The 19,339-nt window shown below is 74.2% G+C and carries 18 protein-coding genes; 6 read left to right on the top strand and 12 right to left on the bottom strand.

The features are described 5' to 3' along the window. Position 1: 1 nt before the first annotated feature. Both MUU72_RS07585 and MUU72_RS07580 read right to left on the bottom strand, forming a co-directional pair. Positions 2-1,543 carry a GMC family oxidoreductase gene (locus MUU72_RS07585; RefSeq protein WP_248012356.1) on the bottom strand — a complete coding sequence of 514 codons (1,542 nt, stop codon included), beginning with the start codon at positions 1,541-1,543 and terminating at the stop codon, positions 2-4. A gap of 84 nt (positions 1,544-1,627) precedes the next feature. Then, on the bottom strand, positions 1,628-3,103 hold the full coding sequence (locus tag MUU72_RS07580; protein ID WP_308403797.1) for an aldehyde dehydrogenase family protein: 1,476 nt from the start codon (positions 3,101-3,103) through the stop codon (positions 1,628-1,630). Between the two features lie 336 nt (positions 3,104-3,439). On the opposite strand from MUU72_RS07580, the gene MUU72_RS07575 reads away from it, so the two are divergent. The 3 genes from MUU72_RS07575 (at position 3,440) to MUU72_RS07565 (ending at position 4,859) form a co-directional block, all read left to right on the top strand. Continuing rightward, positions 3,440-4,240 (top strand): hypothetical protein, encoded by an 801-nt coding sequence (locus tag MUU72_RS07575; RefSeq protein ID WP_248012354.1) that lies wholly within the window; start codon positions 3,440-3,442, stop codon positions 4,238-4,240. Between the two features lie 151 nt (positions 4,241-4,391). After that, positions 4,392-4,592: a hypothetical protein gene (locus MUU72_RS07570; RefSeq protein ID WP_248012353.1), complete on the top strand. Its 201-nt coding sequence runs from the start codon at positions 4,392-4,394 to the stop codon at positions 4,590-4,592. 57 nt (positions 4,593-4,649) lie between these two features. Beyond that, positions 4,650-4,859 carry a DUF5988 family protein gene (locus tag MUU72_RS07565; protein WP_248012352.1) on the top strand — a complete coding sequence of 70 codons (210 nt, stop codon included), beginning with the start codon at positions 4,650-4,652 and terminating at the stop codon, positions 4,857-4,859. Between the two features lie 33 nt (positions 4,860-4,892). Here the strand turns inward: MUU72_RS07565 and MUU72_RS07560 are convergent, their stop codons facing one another. From MUU72_RS07560 to MUU72_RS07530, 7 genes are all read right to left on the bottom strand, one after another. Further along, positions 4,893-5,804 carry a serine/threonine kinase C-terminal domain-containing protein gene (locus MUU72_RS07560; RefSeq protein WP_248012487.1) on the bottom strand — a complete coding sequence of 304 codons (912 nt, stop codon included), beginning with the start codon at positions 5,802-5,804 and terminating at the stop codon, positions 4,893-4,895. Positions 5,805-5,810: 6 nt separating this feature from the next. Continuing rightward, positions 5,811-6,194, bottom strand: a complete 384-nt coding sequence (locus MUU72_RS07555) for a hypothetical protein (protein ID WP_248012351.1) — start codon at positions 6,192-6,194, stop codon at positions 5,811-5,813. 1 nt (position 6,195) lies between these two features. After that, complete coding sequence (locus MUU72_RS07550; RefSeq protein WP_248012350.1) at positions 6,196-8,010, bottom strand: AbeC-like domain-containing protein; 1,815 nt, start codon at positions 8,008-8,010, stop codon at positions 6,196-6,198. A gap of 293 nt (positions 8,011-8,303) precedes the next feature. Next, complete coding sequence (locus MUU72_RS07545; RefSeq protein WP_248012349.1) at positions 8,304-9,293, bottom strand: malate dehydrogenase; 990 nt, start codon at positions 9,291-9,293, stop codon at positions 8,304-8,306. 435 nt (positions 9,294-9,728) lie between these two features. Further along, entirely contained in the window at positions 9,729-10,949 is a 1,221-nt protein-coding gene (locus MUU72_RS07540) for an NADP-dependent isocitrate dehydrogenase (RefSeq protein WP_248012348.1), read from the bottom strand. Between the two features lie 113 nt (positions 10,950-11,062). After that, the gene (locus tag MUU72_RS07535; RefSeq protein WP_248012347.1) at positions 11,063-11,491 is read right to left on the bottom strand and encodes a DUF3017 domain-containing protein; all 429 of its coding nucleotides are present in this window, start codon (positions 11,489-11,491) and stop codon (positions 11,063-11,065) included. A gap of 140 nt (positions 11,492-11,631) precedes the next feature. Further along, positions 11,632-12,489: a bifunctional methylenetetrahydrofolate dehydrogenase/methenyltetrahydrofolate cyclohydrolase gene (locus tag MUU72_RS07530; RefSeq protein WP_248012346.1), complete on the bottom strand. Its 858-nt coding sequence runs from the start codon at positions 12,487-12,489 to the stop codon at positions 11,632-11,634. Between the two features lie 246 nt (positions 12,490-12,735). Here MUU72_RS07530 and MUU72_RS07525 point away from each other — a divergent pair, with 246 nt between their 5' ends. Further along, positions 12,736-13,515 (top strand): RDD family protein, encoded by a 780-nt coding sequence (locus tag MUU72_RS07525; RefSeq protein WP_248012345.1) that lies wholly within the window; start codon positions 12,736-12,738, stop codon positions 13,513-13,515. Between the two features lie 118 nt (positions 13,516-13,633). Then, on the top strand, positions 13,634-14,206 hold the full coding sequence (locus MUU72_RS07520) for a hypothetical protein (protein ID WP_248012344.1): 573 nt from the start codon (positions 13,634-13,636) through the stop codon (positions 14,204-14,206). A gap of 84 nt (positions 14,207-14,290) precedes the next feature. On the opposite strand, the gene purH is transcribed toward MUU72_RS07520, so the two are convergent. Both purH and purN read right to left on the bottom strand, forming a co-directional pair. Then, positions 14,291-15,859, bottom strand: coding sequence for a bifunctional phosphoribosylaminoimidazolecarboxamide formyltransferase/IMP cyclohydrolase (gene purH / locus MUU72_RS07515; protein WP_248012343.1), 1,569 nt, complete (start codon positions 15,857-15,859; stop codon positions 14,291-14,293). Continuing rightward, on the bottom strand, positions 15,856-16,500 hold the full coding sequence (gene purN, locus MUU72_RS07510) for a phosphoribosylglycinamide formyltransferase (RefSeq protein WP_248012342.1): 645 nt from the start codon (positions 16,498-16,500) through the stop codon (positions 15,856-15,858). Before purN ends, purH begins: the two co-directional genes overlap by 4 nt. A 268-nt stretch (positions 16,501-16,768) precedes the next feature. Between purN and MUU72_RS07505 the strand changes: the two genes are divergently transcribed. Then, positions 16,769-17,692 carry a hypothetical protein gene (locus tag MUU72_RS07505; RefSeq protein ID WP_248012341.1) on the top strand — a complete coding sequence of 308 codons (924 nt, stop codon included), beginning with the start codon at positions 16,769-16,771 and terminating at the stop codon, positions 17,690-17,692. Between the two features lie 139 nt (positions 17,693-17,831). On the opposite strand, the gene MUU72_RS07500 is transcribed toward MUU72_RS07505, so the two are convergent. Next, entirely contained in the window at positions 17,832-19,211 is a 1,380-nt protein-coding gene (locus MUU72_RS07500; protein ID WP_248012472.1) for a cell division protein PerM, read from the bottom strand. Between the last annotated feature and the right edge of the window lie 128 nt (positions 19,212-19,339).

Genomic DNA, 19,339 nt, shown 5'->3' with positions numbered 1-19,339 from the left:
ATCACGCATCACCCCCCTGGGCCGGGGCCTGGCGGAGCAGATCGGCGCACTTCTCCCCCACCATCAGGACGCCGATCATCGGGTTGACCGCGGGCATGGTCGGGAAGACCGAGGCGTCCGCGATCCGGATGCCGGACAGCCCGCGGATCCGCAGCTCCGGGTCCACGACGGCCATCCGGTCGTCCCGCGCGCCCATCTTGCAGGTGCCCGCCGGGTGGTAGACGGTGTGCGCGGCCTTGCGGACCAGCTCGCCGATCTCGGCGTCGTCGGTGACCTCGGGGCCGGGGAAGACCTCCCGCTTGAGCCACTTCTTGAACGGCTCGGCCTGGGCGACCTTGCGGGCCAGCTTGATGCCGTCGATGAGGGTCCGGCCGTCGTAGTCGTCCGGGTCCTCGAAGTACCGGAAGTCCAGCGCGGGCTTGGCCTCGGGGTCCGCGGAGGTGAGGTAGAGGCGGCCGCGGGAGCGGGACTTGGGGATGTTGGGGGTCATCGAGACGCCGTGCTCGGGGCGCTCGTAGCCCAGCCGCTCGGGGTTGTCGGTGAACGGGATCTGGTAGAAGTGGAACATCAGGTCCGGGCCCTTGTGGGCCGGGTCCCGCTTGACGAACAGACCGGCGTCCGAGTCCATCGCGGAGTTGCCGGGGATCGGCCCGTTGGTCTCCCAGACGATGACCGACTCGGGGTGGTCGATGAGGTTCTCCCCGACGCCCGGCAGGTCCAGCACGCAGGGGATGCCCAGCGCCTCCAGGTCGTGCTTCGGCCCGATGCCGGAGTGCATCAGCAGCCGCGGGGTGTCCACCGCACCGGCGCACACCAGCACCTCGCGAGCGGCCTCGACGTAGACCTCCTCGCCGTCCTTGGTGCGCACGTGGACGCCCTTGGCGGTGGTGCCGTCCAGCTCCAGCCGGTACGCCCAGGTCTCCAGCATCAGCGTGAGGTTGGGGCGGTCGCCGGCCTCCATGTGGGGGTGGAGGTAGGCGACGGAGGCGGAGGAGCGCTTGTTGTTCTCCGGGTGGTAGGCGAGGTCGAAGAAGCCGACGCCCTCCTCGAAGGGCCGGTCGTTGAAGCCGACGACCTCGGGGACGCCGAGGGCCGTCCTGGTGGCCTCGATCCAGTCCGTGGCGATCTGGTTCTGGTCCTTCTTCGCCACCCGCACGATGTTGTTGCGGAGCTTGCCGAAGTAGGGGTCCATGTCCTTCGCGCCCCAGCCCGCGGCGCCGGCCTGCGCCCACTCGTCCCAGTCGGAGGGCAGCGGCTTGAAGGAGATCAGGGTGTTGTGCGAGGAGCAGCCGCCGAGGACCTTGGCGCGGCTGTGCAGGATGTGCGAGTTGCCGCGGGGCTGCTCGGTGGTCGTGTACTCGTAGTCCAGCTCGCCGCCGAGCAGGCCGAGCCACTTGCGGAGGGTGAGGACGTCCTCGCGGTCGATGTCGGAGGGGCCGCCCTCGATGACGGCGACGGTGGTCCCGGGGTCCTCGGTCAAGCGGGAGGCGATGACGGAACCGGCGGTACCACCGCCGACCACGACATAGTCGTACACGGGCATGGGGAGTGCTCCTTACTGCGAAGTGCGCGCGGGGCCCGGGGACGCGGATCCGGGCCTGAGGGGTCGTGCCGGGGGCGGTGCGGGTCAGCCGGCGAACCAGCGGACCGGCTGCGGCCGCAGGTTCTCGTAGATGTGCTTGCTTTCCCGGTACTCGTCGAGTCCACTCGGGCCCAGCTCGCGCCCGATGCCGGACTTCCCGAAACCGCCCCATTCGGCCTGCGGCAGGTACGGGTGGTAGTCGTTGATCCATACGGTGCCGTGCCGCAGCCGGGCGGCGACCCGGCGCGCGCGGGCCGTGTCGGCGGAGAAGACCGCCCCGGCCAGCCCGTACTCGGTGTCGTTGGCGAGCGCGACCGCCTCGTCCTCGGTGCGGAAGGTCTCCACGGTGAGGATCGGCCCGAAGGTCTCCTCCCGGACGACCTTCATCCCGCGGTGGCAGCCGTCCAGAACGGTCGGCAGGTAGAAGTAGCCGCCGGCCGGGCGGACGTCGTTCGGCTCGGGCCGGGCGCCGCCGCAGCGCAGGCTCGCGCCCTCGGCCAGCGCCGAGGCCACGTACGCCTCGACCTTCTCCAGCTGCTGCCGGGAGACCAGCGGGCCGCACTCCACGCCCGGCTCGGTCCCCCGGCCGAGCTTGATCTTCTCGGCCCGGCGGGCGAGTTCGGCGACGAAGCGGTCCCGGACCGACTCCTCGATGATCAGCCGCGCGCCGGCCGAGCAGACCTGCCCGCTGTGGATGAACGCCGCGTTCAGCGCCTGGTCGACGGCGGTGTCGAAGCCCTCGTCGGTGGCGCAGGCGTCGGCGAAGACCACGTTGGGGTTCTTGCCGCCCAGCTCCAGGGCGATCTTCTTGGCGCCGGAGACCGCCGCCGCCCCGGCCTTGGTGCCGCTGACCAGCCCGCCGGTGAACGAGAAGAGGTCCACGTCCGGGTGCTCGGCCAGCCGCTGGCCGACCGGCACCCCGGCGCCGGTGACGAGGTTGGCGACGCCGTCCGGCAGCCCCGCCTCGGCCAGCAGCCGGACCAGGTGCACGGTGGAGAGCGGGGTGACCTCGCTCGGCTTGACGACGAAGGTGTTGCCGGCCGCCAGCGCCGGCGCGATCTTCCAACTGGCCTGGAGCAGCGGGTAGTTCCACGGGGTGATCAGCGCGCAGACGCCGACCGGCTCGTGCACGACCACGCTGTGCACGTCCGCCGACCCGGCGTCGACCACCCGGCCGCCGCTCTCGTTGACGACGAGGTCGGCGAAGTACCGGAAGGCGTTGGTCACGTCGTCGACGTCGACCCGGCCCTCCTCCAGGGTCTTGCCGGTGTCCCGGCTCTCGATGAGCGCGATCTCCTCGCGGTCACGCTGGAGCAGGTCCGCGACCCGGCGCAGCAGCGCCGCGCGGTCGGCCGCCGGCGTGCGGGGCCAGACCCCGGCGCCGCCGTCGAAGGCGGCCTTCGCCGCCGCGACCGCCGCGTCGGCGTCCTCCGCGCCGCCCTCGGCGACCACCTGGAGCGTCGTCGCGTCGGCGGGGTCCAGGACCCCCCGTGTGGCACCGGATGCAGCCGTCCGCCACACCCCGCCTACGTGAATGGTCTCGTTTGTCTCGGTTGCCGACACGACGTTCTTCTGCCTTCCCGTTTTGCGGTGCGGTGCGCCGGCGGGACGGGCCTGCCCGGTGTTCTCCACTGGTTCAACCACTGGCCCGCCAGCAACCGGGACCCCTAACCCAAAGCCCCCGGCCTATGCGCAAACATTCATGGAAAGTGACCCGAGTCACCGCATGGCGTCCAACCCCTCCGCATGCGCCCGAATAGCCCGGAAAGTACGCTGAATAGCCGTATGCCCAGCCGGGAGCCTTCCGGACGGCCCGCCGCGGACCCCGGGGAGCCCCTGCGAGCCGGAGGTGCCCCCATGCCCCGCAGACACCGCTCCCTGACCGCTCTGACCTGCGGCGCGGCCGGTGCCGCGATGGCCGCCATGTGCACCGCGGGCGCCGCGGCCCCGGCCGCCGGCGGCGGTGGCGAGGGCGACCTGGCCGGCGAATCGGCCCAGCAGATCTCCGACGACGCCCTCCACCAGCTCGCCGGCGCCACCTCCCTGCGGCTGCGGACCTCCACCAGCACCGACGACACCGCGCTCGACCTCACCCTCGACCGGGCCGGGAACTGCGCCGGGAACATCAGCCGGGGCCGGCTCGGCCGGGTGGACCTGATCAAGCGCGGCAAGGACGTCTGGCTGAAGCCGGACGCCGCGTTCTGGAAGAGCCAGCTCCCCGGCGAGGAGGGCGCCGACGCGGCCCGCACCTACCGCGACCGCTACCTCCACGGCACCACCGACGACAGCTTCCTCCAGAGCGTCGCGGCCGCCTGCGACCTCACCGCCTTCCAGCGGTCGATGGCCCCGCGGCCCCCCGACCCCCAGGGCGCCGACCCGCAGGACCCGTCCCCCTCCGCCACGCTCACCAAGGGCGCGCCCACCACCCGCGACGGCACCCGGGTCCTGCCGATCGTCAAGAAGGCCGGCGACGCCACCCAGACCCTCTACGTCGCCGTCCAGGGCCGGCACTACCCCACGGAGCTGACCACCGAGGTCGACGGCGAGACCGGCACCATCCGGCTCGGCGCCTACGACCGCCCGGTGCCCTCGCACACCCCCGACCCCTCCCGGACGGCCGACATCTCCGTCCTGGAGGGCCCGTCGCAGAGCGTGTGAGCCACCGCACTCCGTGACGCTCGCACACACGTATCGTCGAACCGTGCGGCCCCCCGCATCCCGCGGCGCAGCGGGGAGGAGCGGCACGACGACCATCAGCCTCGAACGGACCGACAGGATCGAGAGGGCCGAGCCCGGCAGGCCATCCGCCATGTCCTGTGGGCCGTCGAAGACCACTTCGGGCGGGAGGCCCCCCTCGTTTCCGGCGTACGTCCGCCGCTGCCGGGTCTTCACCCACCCCCAGGACGGCGAGTACAAGCGCGACCTCACGGTGGCCTACGGCGAACCGCTCGACCTCACGGACACCCCCCTCGGCATGACCATCGAGACCGAGCATTTCCCGCACGACTGAGCGCCGCCCCCGGCGAGCCGTCCCGGCCCGCCCTGCGGTGCGCGAGACACTGCCGCCATGGCGAGCAAGGCACCCAAGGCAGTTCTCCAGGGCGGGCCCGACGGGATCACCGAGCGGATCGTCGAGATCGAGCCGGACGGGCGCGATCTGAAGGTCGCGTACCGCGGCGGCTACGAGCACTTCCGCCCGACCTCCCGGGAGTGGGACACCGCCGACGGCCGGCTCCCCGTCTACGAGTGGTGGGAGCGCACCGAACTCCCCGGATAGCGGCCGTGCCGCCCGGCGCCCCCGGGCGGCACCTCACGCACCGGGGGAGAACGCGTCCAGCGCGGCCCGCTGGATCGCCTCCTGCCGGGGCCAGTCGGACTCCGGCCCCAGGACCAGCACCGCGAACTGCCGCCCGTCGGGGACGGTGAAGGCGCAGTCCACGGCCCGCACCCGCACCCCCAGGCGGTCGCTGTCGTAGGCGTAGGTCAGCACCGCGCCGTCGGTCCCGGCCGGCCCCTGGCGCGGGGCGATGCCCAGCTCCTCGTAGCCCGGATTGCCGGACAGCCCCTTGGACGCCTGCTCCAGGGCCTGGCGCGGGGTGAGGTCCGGCTCGGTGATCTGGAAGATCTGGATCAGGCTGCGCTTGTCCGGTGCGTTGTAGAAGACGCCGGTGGAGCGCAGTTCGCGCTGCCAGCCCTCGGGGACGGCGAGCGTGAAGCCCTTCTCGTCGTGCACGAGGCGGTAGCCGTCCGGCACGGCCGGGGCGGACGGGGAGCCCGAGGCGTCGCCGGTGGGCGGCGCGGAGTCCGTCGCGGACGCGGTGGGGTCGGCGGCCGGGGTGCCGCTCGCCGAGGCCGCCGGGCGGGCGGCGGGCGGGGCGTCCGGCCCGCGGCCCCACAGGAGGTAGCCGCCGCCGGCCCCGGCCGCGAGCACGGCGGTCACCGCGGCCGCGATCAGGGTCCGCCGGCGGCCGGACGCCGGGCCGGGCCCGTCACCCGGGCCGGGCTCCGGGGTGTACGGCAGGCCGGGCGGGTAGCCGGGCGCGGCGGGGGTGGCGGGGCCGTACGGATCGGGCGACGGGTCCGGCCCGGGGGCGGCCTCCGGGGGCGGGGGCGCGGCCGGGCGGGGCGGCATCGGGCCGGTGTACGGGCGGACGGGGCGCGGCGGACCGGTCTCCCAGGACTGGGTGTCGGGGTTCCAGCGCGGAACGGGGCCTTGGGGCACGGCCGGTCAGCCTCCCAGGAGCGCGGCGACCGCCTGCACGACCGCCGCGCCGGACGCCAGGAGGCCCACCACCGCACCGGCGTCGGTCAGCGCGCCGCGCAGCCGGGCCAGCCGGCCCGGGGCGGCGGCGCCGCTGCCGGTGATCTCCTCCTCGGTGCCGGCCAGTTCGTCCGCCAGCGCCTGGACCTCGGGGGTCGCGACGGCCCGGCCGAGGTCCTCGCGCAGCGCGCGCACGGCCCGCAGCAGCTCCTCCTGGGCCGGGTCGGTGGCGGGCGCGGCGCCCTGGTGGTTGGCGCCGTGGTGGGTGACGGTGTTGTGGTCGCCGATGGCGAACGCGCCCTGCACGCTGCCGATGCGGATGCCGTTGCCGGACGAGTCGGTCGGTGCCACGTCAGGACCTGCCCTTCGGGGATGCGGCGTCGCTCTTGGGGGTGGGGTCGCCGGTGTGGGTGATGGTGTTGTGGTCGCCGATGCCGACGGCGCCCTGGGCGGACTCGACGTAGACGCCGCCGTCGGCGACATGGACGATCCGCTGCTCGAACTCGGCGGTCTGGTAGCCCGCGTCGTGCAGCGCGCTCTTCACCCCGGCGGCCACCCGCTGCTGAACGGTCTTCAGGTAGCGGGCGACGTCCATGGACTGGAAGAGCGAGGCGTCGTCGGTGGCGGCCAGTTCGCGGATCGAGACGGCGGGGCCCTCCGGGAGGGCGGCGCCGTGGCCCTCGGTGGCCCGGCCCCAGGCGCCGCCCAGCCCGCGCAGCAGGGTGAGCACGGCCTCGGCGGCGGCGCGGGGGCTGTGGGTGAACGCCCAGACCGCACGGCCGAAGCGGTGGTGGTGGCGGTACTGGTGGGCGATCCGGTCGGCGTTCTGGAAGAGCGGGCGCAGCGGCCACAGCACGTGCGGGGCCACCTCCATCATCAGCATCCCGCCCTGGGTGTGGACCCGGACGAAGACAGTGGTGACCACGCCTTCGTGCCACCCGCCGACGCGGATCCGCAGGAAGTGCCGGCGGGTCTCGCCGCCCTCCTCCAGGGCGGCGGTCCGGTGCTCCTCGAAGGCCGCGGGGTCGTACGGCGCGGCGGCCCGGGTGGGCAGGCCGTCGGCGGGCAGGAAGACGCACTGGTCGATTTCGAGGGAGCGCAGCCGGTCGCGGACCGCCGCGGCGGTCTCCGGGGAGCCGGACGGCACCCGCAACGCCTCCACCAGCGGCACGATCCGGGCGAGGATCTCGCCGTTGTCGAGCGGTACGGCGGGGCCGTCGGCCCGCGGCACCAGCTCCACCGACAGCGACCACGGCTTGAACGGCTCACCGGCGCCGCAGAACGGGTCGCCGGGGCGGTACATCACCAGCGGACCGTGCTGCTCGATGCGGATGCGCTCGCGCAGCCGCTGGAAGCGGAGGCCCTCGGCCCGCTCGGCCGGGTCGGACAGCACGTCGCGGAAGGCGGCCGGGGACAGCTCGCGGTCCAGGGAGCGGGCGAACTGGCCCCGCTGGAGCGCCACCAGGGCCGCCACCAGCACCGGCAGCGCGATCGTCACCCAGACCGCGACGAGGTAGGGGAAGCCGAGGTCCGGGACGGAGGCGCCGCCGTCCGGGACGCTCCATCCCCCGCCGGACGACCCGAGCGCGCCGCTCTCCGAGAAGAGGGCGCTGACCAGGGCGAACGGCGACAGGACCGGCAGGACGTTCGCCCAGGTGCTGGCGAAGGCGCCCAGCACCATGCCCGCCAGGAACACGGCGAGCCAGATCCGGCCGTACCAGCGCAGCACGAAGGCGAGGAACCGGGCGAACCAGACGGCCGGTGCGAGCCGGCGGGCGAAGCGGCCCAGGCCCAGCAGCACCACCGGGCCGACGTAGGCCAGGGTCAGCCCCATGGACAGCGGCAGGGAGACCACCCAGGCCAGCAGGATCGCGGCGGACCAGCCGAGCTCCAGCCGGCGGGCGCGCAGCGCGTGGGCCAGCACCCGGGCCGCGTCGATGCCCAGGGACGGGGCGGCGAACCGCTCCTCGTGGACGTAGAGCTCGTCGATGACGGCGTCGCGGAAGGTGTCGTCGAGGTAGGTCCCGGCGCAGAGCAGGCGGGTGGTCTCGCTGGCCGCGGGCGGGGTCGCGGGGAGCGGGCCGGGCGCCGGGGCGGCGGGCTCCTTGCGCAGCCGCGGCCGCTCCTCCCCCTCCCCGGGCTGTGCGGGCACGTGCGTACCGGACATCGGCCTCCCCCGTCGCTGCTGCCGCCCTCGCCGACGGCAGGTACCCCTCACAACGCGCCGGTGCGGCGCGGTCGTTCCGCCGGCGCGCGACGGTCACCCGGACGTGTGAAGGGTTGGCAGCATAGGGGAGCCGGACGCCCGGTGTCAGTGCATTACGCGATGGTGCGGCGGCCGCAACGGGCCGAGCCCGCACGGCAGTTGCCGTACGGGCTCGGTGGGTGGTGCGGGTGGGATGGGCGGTGCCGGTGGGGCGGCTGGTGCCGCCGGGGCGGGCGCCGGCCCGGTTCAGCCGCTCAGATCAGGCCGAGCGCGCGGACCGCCTCGCGCTCCTCCGCCAGCTCCTTGACGGAGGCGTCGATGCGCGCGCGGGAGAAGTCGTTGATCTCCAGGCCCTGGACGATCTCGTACCCGCCGTCCTTGGTGGTGACCGGGAAGGACGAGATCAGGCCCTCCGGGACGCCGTAGGAGCCGTCCGAGGGGATGCCCATGGAGGTCCAGTCGCCGTCGGCGGTGCCGTTGACCCAGGTGTGGACGTGGTCGATGGCGGCGTTGGCGGCCGAGGCGGCCGAGGACGCACCGCGGGCCTCGATGATCGCCGCGCCGCGCTTGGCGACGGTCGGGATGAAGGTGTCGGCCAGCCACTGCTCGTCGTTGACGGTCTCGGCGGCGCTCTTGCCGGCGACGGTGGCGTGGAAGATGTCCGGGTACTGGGTCGCGGAGTGGTTGCCCCAGATGGTCAGGCGGCGGATCTCGGACACCGGGGTGCCGGTCTTCTTCGCCAGCTGGGTCAGCGCGCGGTTGTGGTCCAGGCGGGTCATCGCGGTGAAGCGCTCGCGCGGGACGTCCGGGGCGGCGGCCTGGGCGATCAGCGCGTTGGTGTTGGCGGGGTTGCCGACGACCAGGACCTTGATGTCGTCCGCGGCGTGGTCGTTGATGGCCTTGCCCTGCGGCTTGAAGATGCCGCCGTTGGCCTCCAGCAGGTCGCCGCGCTCCATGCCCTTGGTGCGGGGGCGGGCGCCGACGAGCAGCGCGACGTTGGCACCGTCGAAGGCGACGTTCGGGTCGTCGGTGATGTCGATGCCCTGGAGCAGCGGGAAGGCGCAGTCGTCCAGCTCCATCGCGGTGCCCTCGGCCGCCTTGAGGCCCTGCGGGATCTCCAGGAGGCGCAGCTTGACCGGCACGTCCGCGCCGAGCAGCTGACCGGAGGCGATGCGGAAGAGGAGGGCGTAACCGATCTGGCCGGCGGCGCCGGTGACGGTGACGGTGACGGGAGTGCGGGTCATGGCGATCTCCTGCGCGGTATTCCGGGGGCAAGCCCCTGGACCACCTTGGGTGGCGGTGGGTGTCCCTGCCCATCTATCGAGGTCTCTTGGTATCGAGAGAACCGGCCGTCAGGCTATCGGACCCCCGCCCGCCGCTGGTGACGGGCCGGTGTGGGACACCTCACCGGCCCCCGCACCGACCCGGGCGGCCCACCGCCCGGCCGGCCCACCGCCCGGCCGGCCCACCGCCCGGCCGGTCCGCGCGGGTGGGCGGGCCGCCCGCACCGACGGCCGCCCGCGCTGCGGAGGGGGAAGCGCGGACGGCCGTGCAGTGGTGCCACACCCGTGGGGGGTAAGGAGCGCATGCCCGGGATCCGGGAGGGCAATCCCCCTTTTTTCTCCGGCCGGTCCGCCGGGGCGGTGCATCCCGGCCGGCGCGGCGGGCCGGGCGGGCCGTCAGGCCGGCGCCAGCTGCCGCTGGAGCGCCTCCGCCACGGCGTCCAGGAACTGCCCGGTGGTGAGCCAGGGCTGCGCCGGGCCGATGAGCTGCGCCAGGTCCTTGGTCATCCGGCCGCCCTCGACGGTCTCCACGCAGACCCGTTCCAGCGCCTCGGCGAAGCGCACGACGTCGGGGGTGCCGTCGAGCCGGCCGCGGTGCGCCAGCCCGCGGGTCCAGGCGAAGACGGAGGCGATCGGGTTGGTGGAGGTGGCCTTGCCCTGCTGGTGCTGCCGGTAGTGGCGGGTGACCGTGCCGTGCGCGGCCTCCGCCGCCAGGGTCCGGCCGTCGGCGGTCATCAGCACCGAGGTCATCAGCCCCAGCGAGCCGAAGCCCTGCGCGACGACGTCCGACTGCACGTCGCCGTCGTAGTTCTTGCAGGCCCACACGAAGCCGCCGGAGGAGCGCAGGGCCTCGGCGGCCATGTCGTCGATCAGCCGGTGCTCGTAGGTCAGCCCGCGGGCCTCGACGGGGCCCCGGAACTCGGCGTCGAAGACCTCCTGGAAGAGGTCCTTGAAGCGGCCGTCGTACTTCTTCAGGACCGTGTTCTTGGTGGAGAGGCGGACGGGGTGGCCGCGGTCGAGCCCGTAGCGGAACGCGGCGCGGGCGAAGTCCCGGATCGAGTCGTCGTGGTTGTACATCGCCAGCGCCACGCCGGGGCCGGGGAAGTCGTGCACCTCCAGCTCCACCGGCTCGCGGCCGTCGGCCGGGGTGAAGGTCAGGGTGAGCGCGCCGGGTCCGGGGACCTTCCATTCGGTGGCGCGGTACTGGTCGCCGAAGGCGTGCCGGGCCACCACGATGGGCCGGGTCCAGTGGGGGACCAGCCGCGGCACGTTCGCCATGATGATCGGCTCGCGGAAGACCACGCCGCCCAGGATGGCGCGGAGGGTGGCGTTCGGCGAGCGGTACATCGCCCGGAGGTTGAACTCCTCGACCCGGGCCTCGTCCGGGGTGATGGTCGCGCACTTCACCCCGACGCCGTACGTGCGGACCGCGTGCGCGGCGTCGGCCGTGACCTGGTCCCGGGTGGCGTCCCGGTGCTCGATGCCGAGGTCGAAGTACTTCAGGTCGATGTCGAGGTACGGGAGGATCAGCCGGTCCCTGATGGACGACCAGATGATGCGGGTCATCTCGTCGCCGTCGATCTCGACGACGGGGTTGGCAACCTTGATCTTGGCCATGGACGTCCCTCTCGCGGTTGGGGCACCCCCCGGACGTCGCCAAGTTACCCGCGTCACACAGGCGCGCGGCGCTACGGCACGAGGTGTGCCGCGGCGCCGCGCGGAAGGCGTCCCTAGCGGACCGTGAAGTGCACGATGTCGTCGAGGAACGGGACGTGGATCCACGGTTTGGGCTGGACCATCATCGCCAGGAGCACGATGACGAAGCCGAGCCCCCCGTAGGTGAGCAGGTCGGTGAAGCGGGACCGGACGGCCAGCATCCCCACCGACGGCAGCGCCCACCGCAGGGCCGCGCCGCCCAGCAGGGACAGTCCGATCACGATCGCGCCGATCCGGAACGCGTCCAGCGCGACCAGCAGCAGCCCGGCGGCGACCCCGCCCAGCACGGCCAGCAGCGGCCACTGGCGGGCCGGTGCCGGGTAATCGCCGGAGGCCGCCCGGCCGCCGCCCTCGGGGCGGGCGGTGTCGCGGGTCAGCTGCGGAAAGCGGCGCGGGGTGCGCTGCGGCGCGGACGCGCCCTCCGAATGCGCTTCGGCAGCCATGTCTGGCGGTCAGCCCCTTCCGGTGTCCTGATGCGTCGGTTTCGACGGTACGACGGGTACGGCAGGTACGACGAGCGCGGCGGGTGCGGCGGGTGCGCCGCGCTCGGCGGGTGCGGCGGGAAGCGGACGGGGACGGCGGGTCACAGCCCGGCCGCGCGCTCCGCCGCCTCGACGACGTTGACCAGCAGCTGGGCGCGGGTCATCGGGCCGACGCCGCCCGGGTTGGGGGCGATCCAGCCGGCGACCTCGGCGACACCGGGGTGCACATCGCCGACGATCTTGCCGTTCTCGTCCCGGCTGACGCCGACGTCCAGGACGGCCGCGCCCGGCTTGACGTCCTCGGGCTTGATGATGTGCGGCACACCGGCCGCGGCGACGATGATGTCGGCCCGCTTCAGGTGCGCGGCGAGGTCCCGGGTGCCGGTGTGGCACTGGGTGACGGTGGCGTTCTCGGACTTGCGGGTGAGCACCAGCGGCATCGGGCGGCCGATGGTGATGCCGCGGCCGACGACGACCACGTGCGCGCCGTTGATCTCCACGCCGTGCCGCCGCAGCAGCTGGACGATGCCGTAGGGGGTGCACGGCAGCGGGCCCTCGATGCCGAGCACCAGGCGGCCCAGGCTCATCGGGTGCAGCCCGTCGGCGTCCTTGGCCGGGTCCATCAGCTCCAGCACGCGATGGGCGTCGATGCCCTTGGGCAGCGGGAGTTGGACGATGTAACCGGTGCAGTCGGGGTTCTCGTTGAGCTCCCGGACGACGGCCTCGATCTCCTCCTGGGTGGCCGTCTCCGGCAGTTCGCGCTGGAGGGAGGCGATGCCCACCTGGGCACAGTCCCGGTGCTTGCCGTTGACGTACCAGCGGCTGCCGGGGTCGTCGCCGACCAGCAGGGTGCCCAGGCCCGGGGTGACACCCTTGGCCTTCAGCGCCTCCACGCGGGCGGTGAGCTCGGACTTGATCGCGGCGGCGGTGGCCTTGCCATCCAGAATCTGGGCAGTCATACCCCCATCCTCGCGGATGAGGGCACCCGTGTTCCAATCAGGGCGCGCGGACGCCGGTTGTCCGGAAATGATCATTGCGGTTGGACAAAAGCTGACCGCCCTGACTGGACAGAGCGAATCCTCACCTAGAAGGATTGACGGCGCAGTGCCGCAGGCATCGTCGGGGGCGGGCCATGAAACAACCTGTTTTTCCTCCGAGTCGCGCCGCGTCGTCCCCCACTGACACCAACGGAGGAAAGCAGCACCATGAGTTTCGGTGATCCGAACAACCCCTACGGCCAGCAGCCGCCGCAGGCGCCGCAGGGCCCGTACGGCCAGCAGCCGCCGGTCCCGCCGCAGGGCGGCCAGCCGGGCTACGGCTACCCCCAGCAGGGCCAGGTCCCGCCGCAGCAGCCCCAGCAGCCGTACGGCTACCCGCAGCAGGGCCAGGTCCCGCCGCAGGGCGGCCAGCCCGGCTACGGCTACCCGCAGCAGGCGGCGGCCCCGTACGGCCAGCCGGGGATGCCCGGGATGCCGACGGGTTACGCGGGCTGGGGCTCGCGGTTCGGTGCCATCCTCATCGACGGCCTGATCGTCGGCGTGGTGCCCGGCATCCTCTACATCATCGCCATCGCCGTGGCGGCCAGCTCGGTCAGCTCGGCCACGCCGGACACCTCCAACTGCGCGCCGAGCGACTACAACTGCTTCCAGAACGCCATCAACACGGCCTCGTCGGCCAGCACGCCGGGCTTCTTCTACGTGCTGATCTCGCTCGCGTGGCTGCTCGCCGTGGGCGGCATGTTCTTCCTCATCGCCAAGGAAGGCAGCACCGGCCAGACCCCGGGCAAGAAGGCGCTCGGCATCAAGGTCGTCAAGGAGGCCACCGGCCAGCCCATGGGCTTCGGCATGACCTTCGTGCGCTACATCTGCCGCTACCTCAACGGCCTGCTGTGCGGCATCGGCTGGCTGTGGCCGCTGTGGGACGACAAGAGCCAGACGTTCGCCGACAAGCTCGTCGGCACGGTGGTCGTCCCGGCCCCCAAGTAATGCCGTAACGGGCCCTCGGACGCCCGCACCAGCCGATGAAGGCCCCCGCGCAGCAGCGACCGGGGGCCTTCGTGGCGCTCGCCGATACCGTTCCGCCTCGCCTTGAAGGGCACCGCTCGTGAGCTACCCCAACCCCAATCCCGGCCCCTACGGCCCCCCGCCGGGCCAGCAGCCCGGTTACGGCTATCCCCAGCAGCCGCCGCAGCCGCAGCCGATGGCCCCCTACGGCCCGTACCCGGGCGGCCCGGTGCCCGCGGCGCAGGCGCCCTACCCGACGGTGATGCCGGGCGGCGTCAAGGCGGCCCGGGTGCTGCTGTTCGTGCTCGCCGGGCTGAACCTCATCGGCCTGGTGCTGGCGGTGATGGGGCTGGGCGGCGTCACCAAGGCGTCGCACGAGGCCGCGTCCTCGCCCTATCAGGACATGTCGATGTTCAGCGTCGGCAAGGGCGTGCTGATCGCGGTGATCGCGATCATCGTGATCTTCACGGTGGCCGCCATCACGCTGGCCGCGCAGTTCGGCAACGGCGGCAAGGGCGTCCGGATCGCCACCATCGTGTCCTGCGTCGTCGGCATCATCCTGAGCCTGGGCGTCTTCCCGTTCGGCCTGGTGCACACCGTGCTGGGCATCCTGGTGCTGGTCTTCGTCGCCAAGGACGACGGCAACGCCTGGTTCAACCGGCCGCGTTACTGACCGCGCCCCGGCGCGGCGGAGGGCCGCACCCCGGCAAGGGGTGCGGCCCTCCGCGCTGCCGGACCTCAGGAGAACCGCCGGCCCTCAGTGGAAGAAGTGCCGGGTGCCGGTGAAGTACATCGTCACGCCGGCCTTCTTGGCGGCCTCCACGACCAGTTCGTCGCGGATCGACCCGCCGGGCTGGACGATCGCCCGGACACCGGCCGCGATCAGGATCTCGGGGCCGTCGGGGAACGGGAAGAAGGCGTCCGAGGCGGCGTAGGAGCCGCGCGCCCGCTCCTCGCCGGCGCGCTCCACGGCGAGCTTGCAGGAGTCGACGCGGTTGACCTGGCCCATGCCGACGCCGACCGACGCCCCGTCCTTGGCGAGCAGGATGGCGTTGGACTTCACCGCGCGGCACGCCTTCCAGGCGAAGGCGAGGTCGGCCAGCTCGGCCTCGGCCAGCGGCTCGCCGCTGGCGAGGGTCCAGGTGGCCGGGTCGTCGCCGGCGGCCTGGAAGACGTCGGTCTGCTGGAGCACCGCGCCGCCGGAGAGCAGCTTGAGGTCACCGGGCTGGTGCGGGCTGCCCTCGACCTTCAGGACGCGGAGGTTCTTCTTCCTGGCGAGCACCTCCACCGCGCCGGCCTCGTAGTCCGGGGCGGCGATGACCTCGGTGAAGATCTCCGCGACCTGTTCGGCCAGGGCGACGGTCACCGGGCGGTTGACCGCGATCACGCCGCCGTACGCGGAGACCGGGTCGCAGGCGTGCGCCTTGCGGTGCGCCTCGGCGACGTCCGCGCCGATCGCGATGCCGCAGGGGTTGGCGTGCTTGATGATGGCGACGCAGGGCTGCTCGTGGTCGTAGGCGGCGCGGCGGGCGGCCTCGGTGTCCACGTAGTTGTTGAAGGACATCTCCTTGCCGTGCAGCTGCTCGGCGTTGGCGATGCCGCCCGGCCGGCCGTCGGTGTAGAGGGCCGCGGCCTGGTGCGGGTTCTCGCCGTAGCGCAGGGTGCTGCGGCGCTCCCAGGTGCCGCCGAGGAACGCGGGCAGGGCGGCGCCCTCCTCCGGCGCGTGGACGTCGGTCATCCAGGAGGAGACCGCGACGTCGTAGGCGGCGGTGTGCTGGAACGCCTCGGCGGCCAGCCGCTTGCGGGCGGCCAGGTCGAAGCCGCCGGCGCGGACGGCCGCGAGGACGTCGGCGTAGCGCTCGGGGCTGGTGACCACGGCGACCGAGGGGTGGTTCTTGGCGGCGGCGCGGACCATCGAGGGGCCGCCGATGTCGATCTGCTCGACGCACTCGTCGGGGGTGGCCCCGGAGGCGACGGTCTCCCGGAACGGGTAGAGGTTGACGACGACCAGGTCGAACGGCTCGACACCGAGCTCGGCGAGCTGCTCGCGGTGGCTCTCCAGGCGCAGGTCGGCGAGGATGCCGGCGTGGACCTTGGGGTGCAGGGTCTTGACCCGGCCGTCGAGGCACTCCGGGAAGCCGGTGAGCTCCTCGACCTTGGTGACCGGCACCCCGGCGGCGGCGATCCGCCCGGCCGTCGAGCCGGTCGAGACCAGCTGGACGCCCGCCGCGTGCAGCCCCTGGGCCAGCTCCTCCAGCCCGGACTTGTCGTAGACGCTGACCAGCGCGCGGCGGATGGGCCGCTGCGTACCTTCGGTGGCGGTCACGAGATACGTACCTTTCGTCCCTCTATGCGGTAGCCGTGCCGGGCCAGGCGCCCCACGACCTCGACGAGCAGCGATCGCTCGACTTCCTTGATGCGCTCATGCAGCGCGGGTTCGTCGTCCTCCTCCCGGACCTCGACCACGCCCTGGGCGATGATCGGGCCGGTGTCGACCCCGTCGTCGACGAAGTGGACGGTGCATCCGGTGACCTTCGCACCGTACGCGAGCGCGTCGCGGACGCCGTGGGCACCGGGAAAGCTGGGCAGCAGCGCCGGGTGGGTGTTGATCGTCCGGCCGCCGAAGCGGGCCAGGAAGTCCTTGCCGAGGATCTTCATGAAGCCGGCCGAGACCACCAGGTCGGGGGCGTGCGCGGCGGTCGCCGCGGTGAGCGCCGCGTCCCAGGCCGCCCGGTCAGGGTAGTCCTTGACCCGGCAGACGAACGTCGGCAGCCCGGCCCGCTCGGCGCGCTCCAGCCCGGCGATCCCGGTGCGGTCGGCGCCCACGGCGACGATCTCGGCACCGTACGCCTGCGCGCCCTCCGCGGCGATGGCGTCGAGCAGCGCCTGGAGGTTGGTGCCCGAACCGGAGACGAGTACCACGATCCGGGCCGGGGCGGGGCGGGCGGGAGGGGAGGAGGGGGCCACGATGCGGTCTTTCTCGCCAGGTCTTGCGGGTCTGGGCAGATGTGTAGAGGTTTGTGCGGTCGCACAAAGCGAGGGGTCGCGGAAATCCGGGGAACCCTACGAAGGCGCCGACCGTCAGCAACGATACCGGCACACCGAGCGGCCCCCGCGGGACGGGGGCGGGCACGGGAGGTAGCGTCGGGCGGGAGAACGCATGCAGTTCACGGTGACCGTCCGCCCGGCCGACCCGCCGGACGGACGCCCACGACAAGGGGAAGACTCACTCCAGATGCCGGACCGACGCCGCCGCGCGGCTCTCCTTTCGCCCCTCGCCACCGCCGGGTGGTACCCCCGGCCCGTCACCGCCCCCGGGGCGGTCCTGCTGCCGCGCGAGCGCACGTCGTCGTCCGCCCCGGATTCACCGCCCGCCGGCTCCTCCGCCGGCCGGGACGACAACCCCTTCGCGCCGCCGCCGGCCGGCGCCCCCGACCAGGAGTGGCGCCCGCGCGCGCACCTGGCCGGGCACCCGCGCGGCGACGGCGACGGCGGCGGGGAGGGCGGCGGCGACGGGGCCGGCGAAGGGCAGCGGCCGACGGACCGGCCGCCGGCCTGGGGCAGCCAGTGGAGCAGCCGCCAGCCGGGCCGGCAGGGCGGCGGGTTCGGCAGCCGGCCGGGCCGCGGCGGCGGCCAGGGCGGCCCGGGCGGTCCCGGCGGCCCGGGCGGCGGCCCCGGCGGACTGCGCTGGGACCCCACCGACCCGCTCCAGCGGCGGGCCCGCTACGCCCTGCTGGCCGGGATGTGGGCGTTCTTCTTCGTGCTCTTCAGCCTGCCGGAGATGGCGCTGCTGCTCGGCTCGCTCGCCCTCTACTGGGGCGTCAGCGCGCTGCGCGGGAAGGCCGAACCGAAGAAGGCACCCGCCGCGGACGGGGTGGCGCCGTCGGCCGGCGGCGCCACCCCGTCCGCACCGGGCCGGCCGGGCGGCGCCCCGGGTGCGCCGGGCGCCGGGGTGCGGCCGCAGACCACCGCCGCGATCGGCGGTCTGGTGACCGCCTCGCTGGCGCTGATGATGGTGGCCGCGACGTTCACCGTGCAGGTCGTCTACCGCGACTACTTCACCTGCGTGAACGACGCACTGACCCGGGCCGCGAGCAAGTCCTGCGAACGCCACCTGCCGCCCCAGCTGCGCCCGCTGCTCAGCCAGCAGCAGCAGTGACGGCCACCGGGGGCGCGGCCGGGGGCGGCCGGGGGTACGTGGGCGGGGGCCGGGGGCGCTAGGGGGTGTCCGTGAAGTCGCGTCGTTCGCCCGGAGGGCGGCCGGGCGGCAGACGGGACTGTGCGGACACCCCCTAGCCCTAGTCCGCGGACCGGCGGCGGAACAGCAGGCCCGGGCGGCGGGTGCGGCCCGGCGGACCGCCCTCCGCCGCACGGCGCGCGGTGCGCCGCCGCCAGGCCCGCAGGGCGAGCGCGCCGGGCACACCGGTCAGCGCGGTCCAGCCGGCGGCCGCGGGCCCGGTGAGCCACCAGCTCGGGCCGAACGACGCGAGCGTGCCGCGGCCCACCGGGCCGCCCGCCAGTCCGGCCAGCACCGCCATCGCCAGTCCGCACAGCCCGGCCGCCAGGGCGGCCGTCCCGGCCGTCCGCTGCCACGTGCGGTGCCCGTCGCCGGCCGCGCACCGGGCCAGCGCCGCGCCCGCCGCGGCCGGGACCACCGCCAGCGCCAACCAGCCGGGCCAGGAGCCCGGGCCGGGGTCCGGCAGACCGCTGAGCAGGGGGAAGGGCGGCAGCTCCGGGCGCGGTGCGGTGCCCAGCGGCCCGACCGCGCCGCCCACGCCGACGGTGAAGCCGGGGCCCAGTCCGTAGGCGGCGCCCCAGACCGCCGCGTTGGGCAGCAGGGTGAGGCAGAGCAGCAGCAGGGTGCCGCGGCCGGCCCAGTCCGGGGCGAGGCGGGCCAGGTCGGTGCCGAACCGCCCGGCGTGCAGGGCCAGTCCGAGCAGGGTGAGCGCGGTGCCGGCGGCCAGCAGCGCGAGGATGGCGGCGCCCGCCGCGGTGCGGGCGGTGGCGGAGCGGGGACCGGCCAGGGCGGTGCGGACGGCGGGCGGCAGCTTCGCCAGGGCGCCCCGCACGCGGTCCGGCAGCAGGCTCGCGGCGTCCGCGCCCAGGGTGTGCCAGGCGGTGAAGGCGAGGGTGGCGGCCGCGGTGCCCGGGACGGCGAGCAGCGCGGAGAGCGGGGCGGCGGAGAGCCGGCCGGTCGAGGTGTAGAGCAGCGCCCCGGCGGCGACCAGCAGGTAGCCGGCCAGCAGGGCGCCGAGCAGGGTGCGCGGGGCGGCCGCCGGGCCGGTACCGGGCGCCTGGCGGCCACCGGGGGCGCCGTCGGCGGCCGCGGCCAGGGTGTCCCGGGCGGCCCGGTGCAGCAGCCAGAGCGGGAGCGCGGCGAGCAGCAGCGGCGTCACGCCCAGGGGCGCGGGGGCGCCGGAGAGCGTGGCGGCGCGGACCAGCCCCCCGCCGTGCGCCATGAACCAGAGCCCGGCGGCCAGGTGCAGCGCGCGGGACGGACCGCTGTCGGGGTAGGGCGAGGCGATCCAGAGCAACAGGACGGCGACCGCGAGCGCGCCGAGGCCGAGTCCGGCGGCGGTCGCCCCGCTGACGGTGGCGGTGCCGATCGCCGAGGAGCGCCGGGCCGCGGTCCGGCCGTGCGAGGAGAGGGTGGTGCCGCGTTCGGTCAACTGGCTCACACCGTCATGCTGCCAATAACGCCCCTTTCCACCACGTACCGGGCATGCGTCCGCCGTGTCGCGTGAGTTCCGCCCCGCGTCGTTCCCAGACTTCCGCCATGACCACGCGCGACCACGCCCCCCGTTGC

The sequence above is a fragment of the Streptomyces rhizoryzae genome, from assembly GCF_023155275.1.
GTDB lineage: Bacteria > Actinomycetota > Actinomycetes > Streptomycetales > Streptomycetaceae > Streptomyces > Streptomyces rhizoryzae.
Note: the sequence above shows the minus strand (reverse complement) of the source record. Positions and strands in the feature narration are given on the sequence as shown.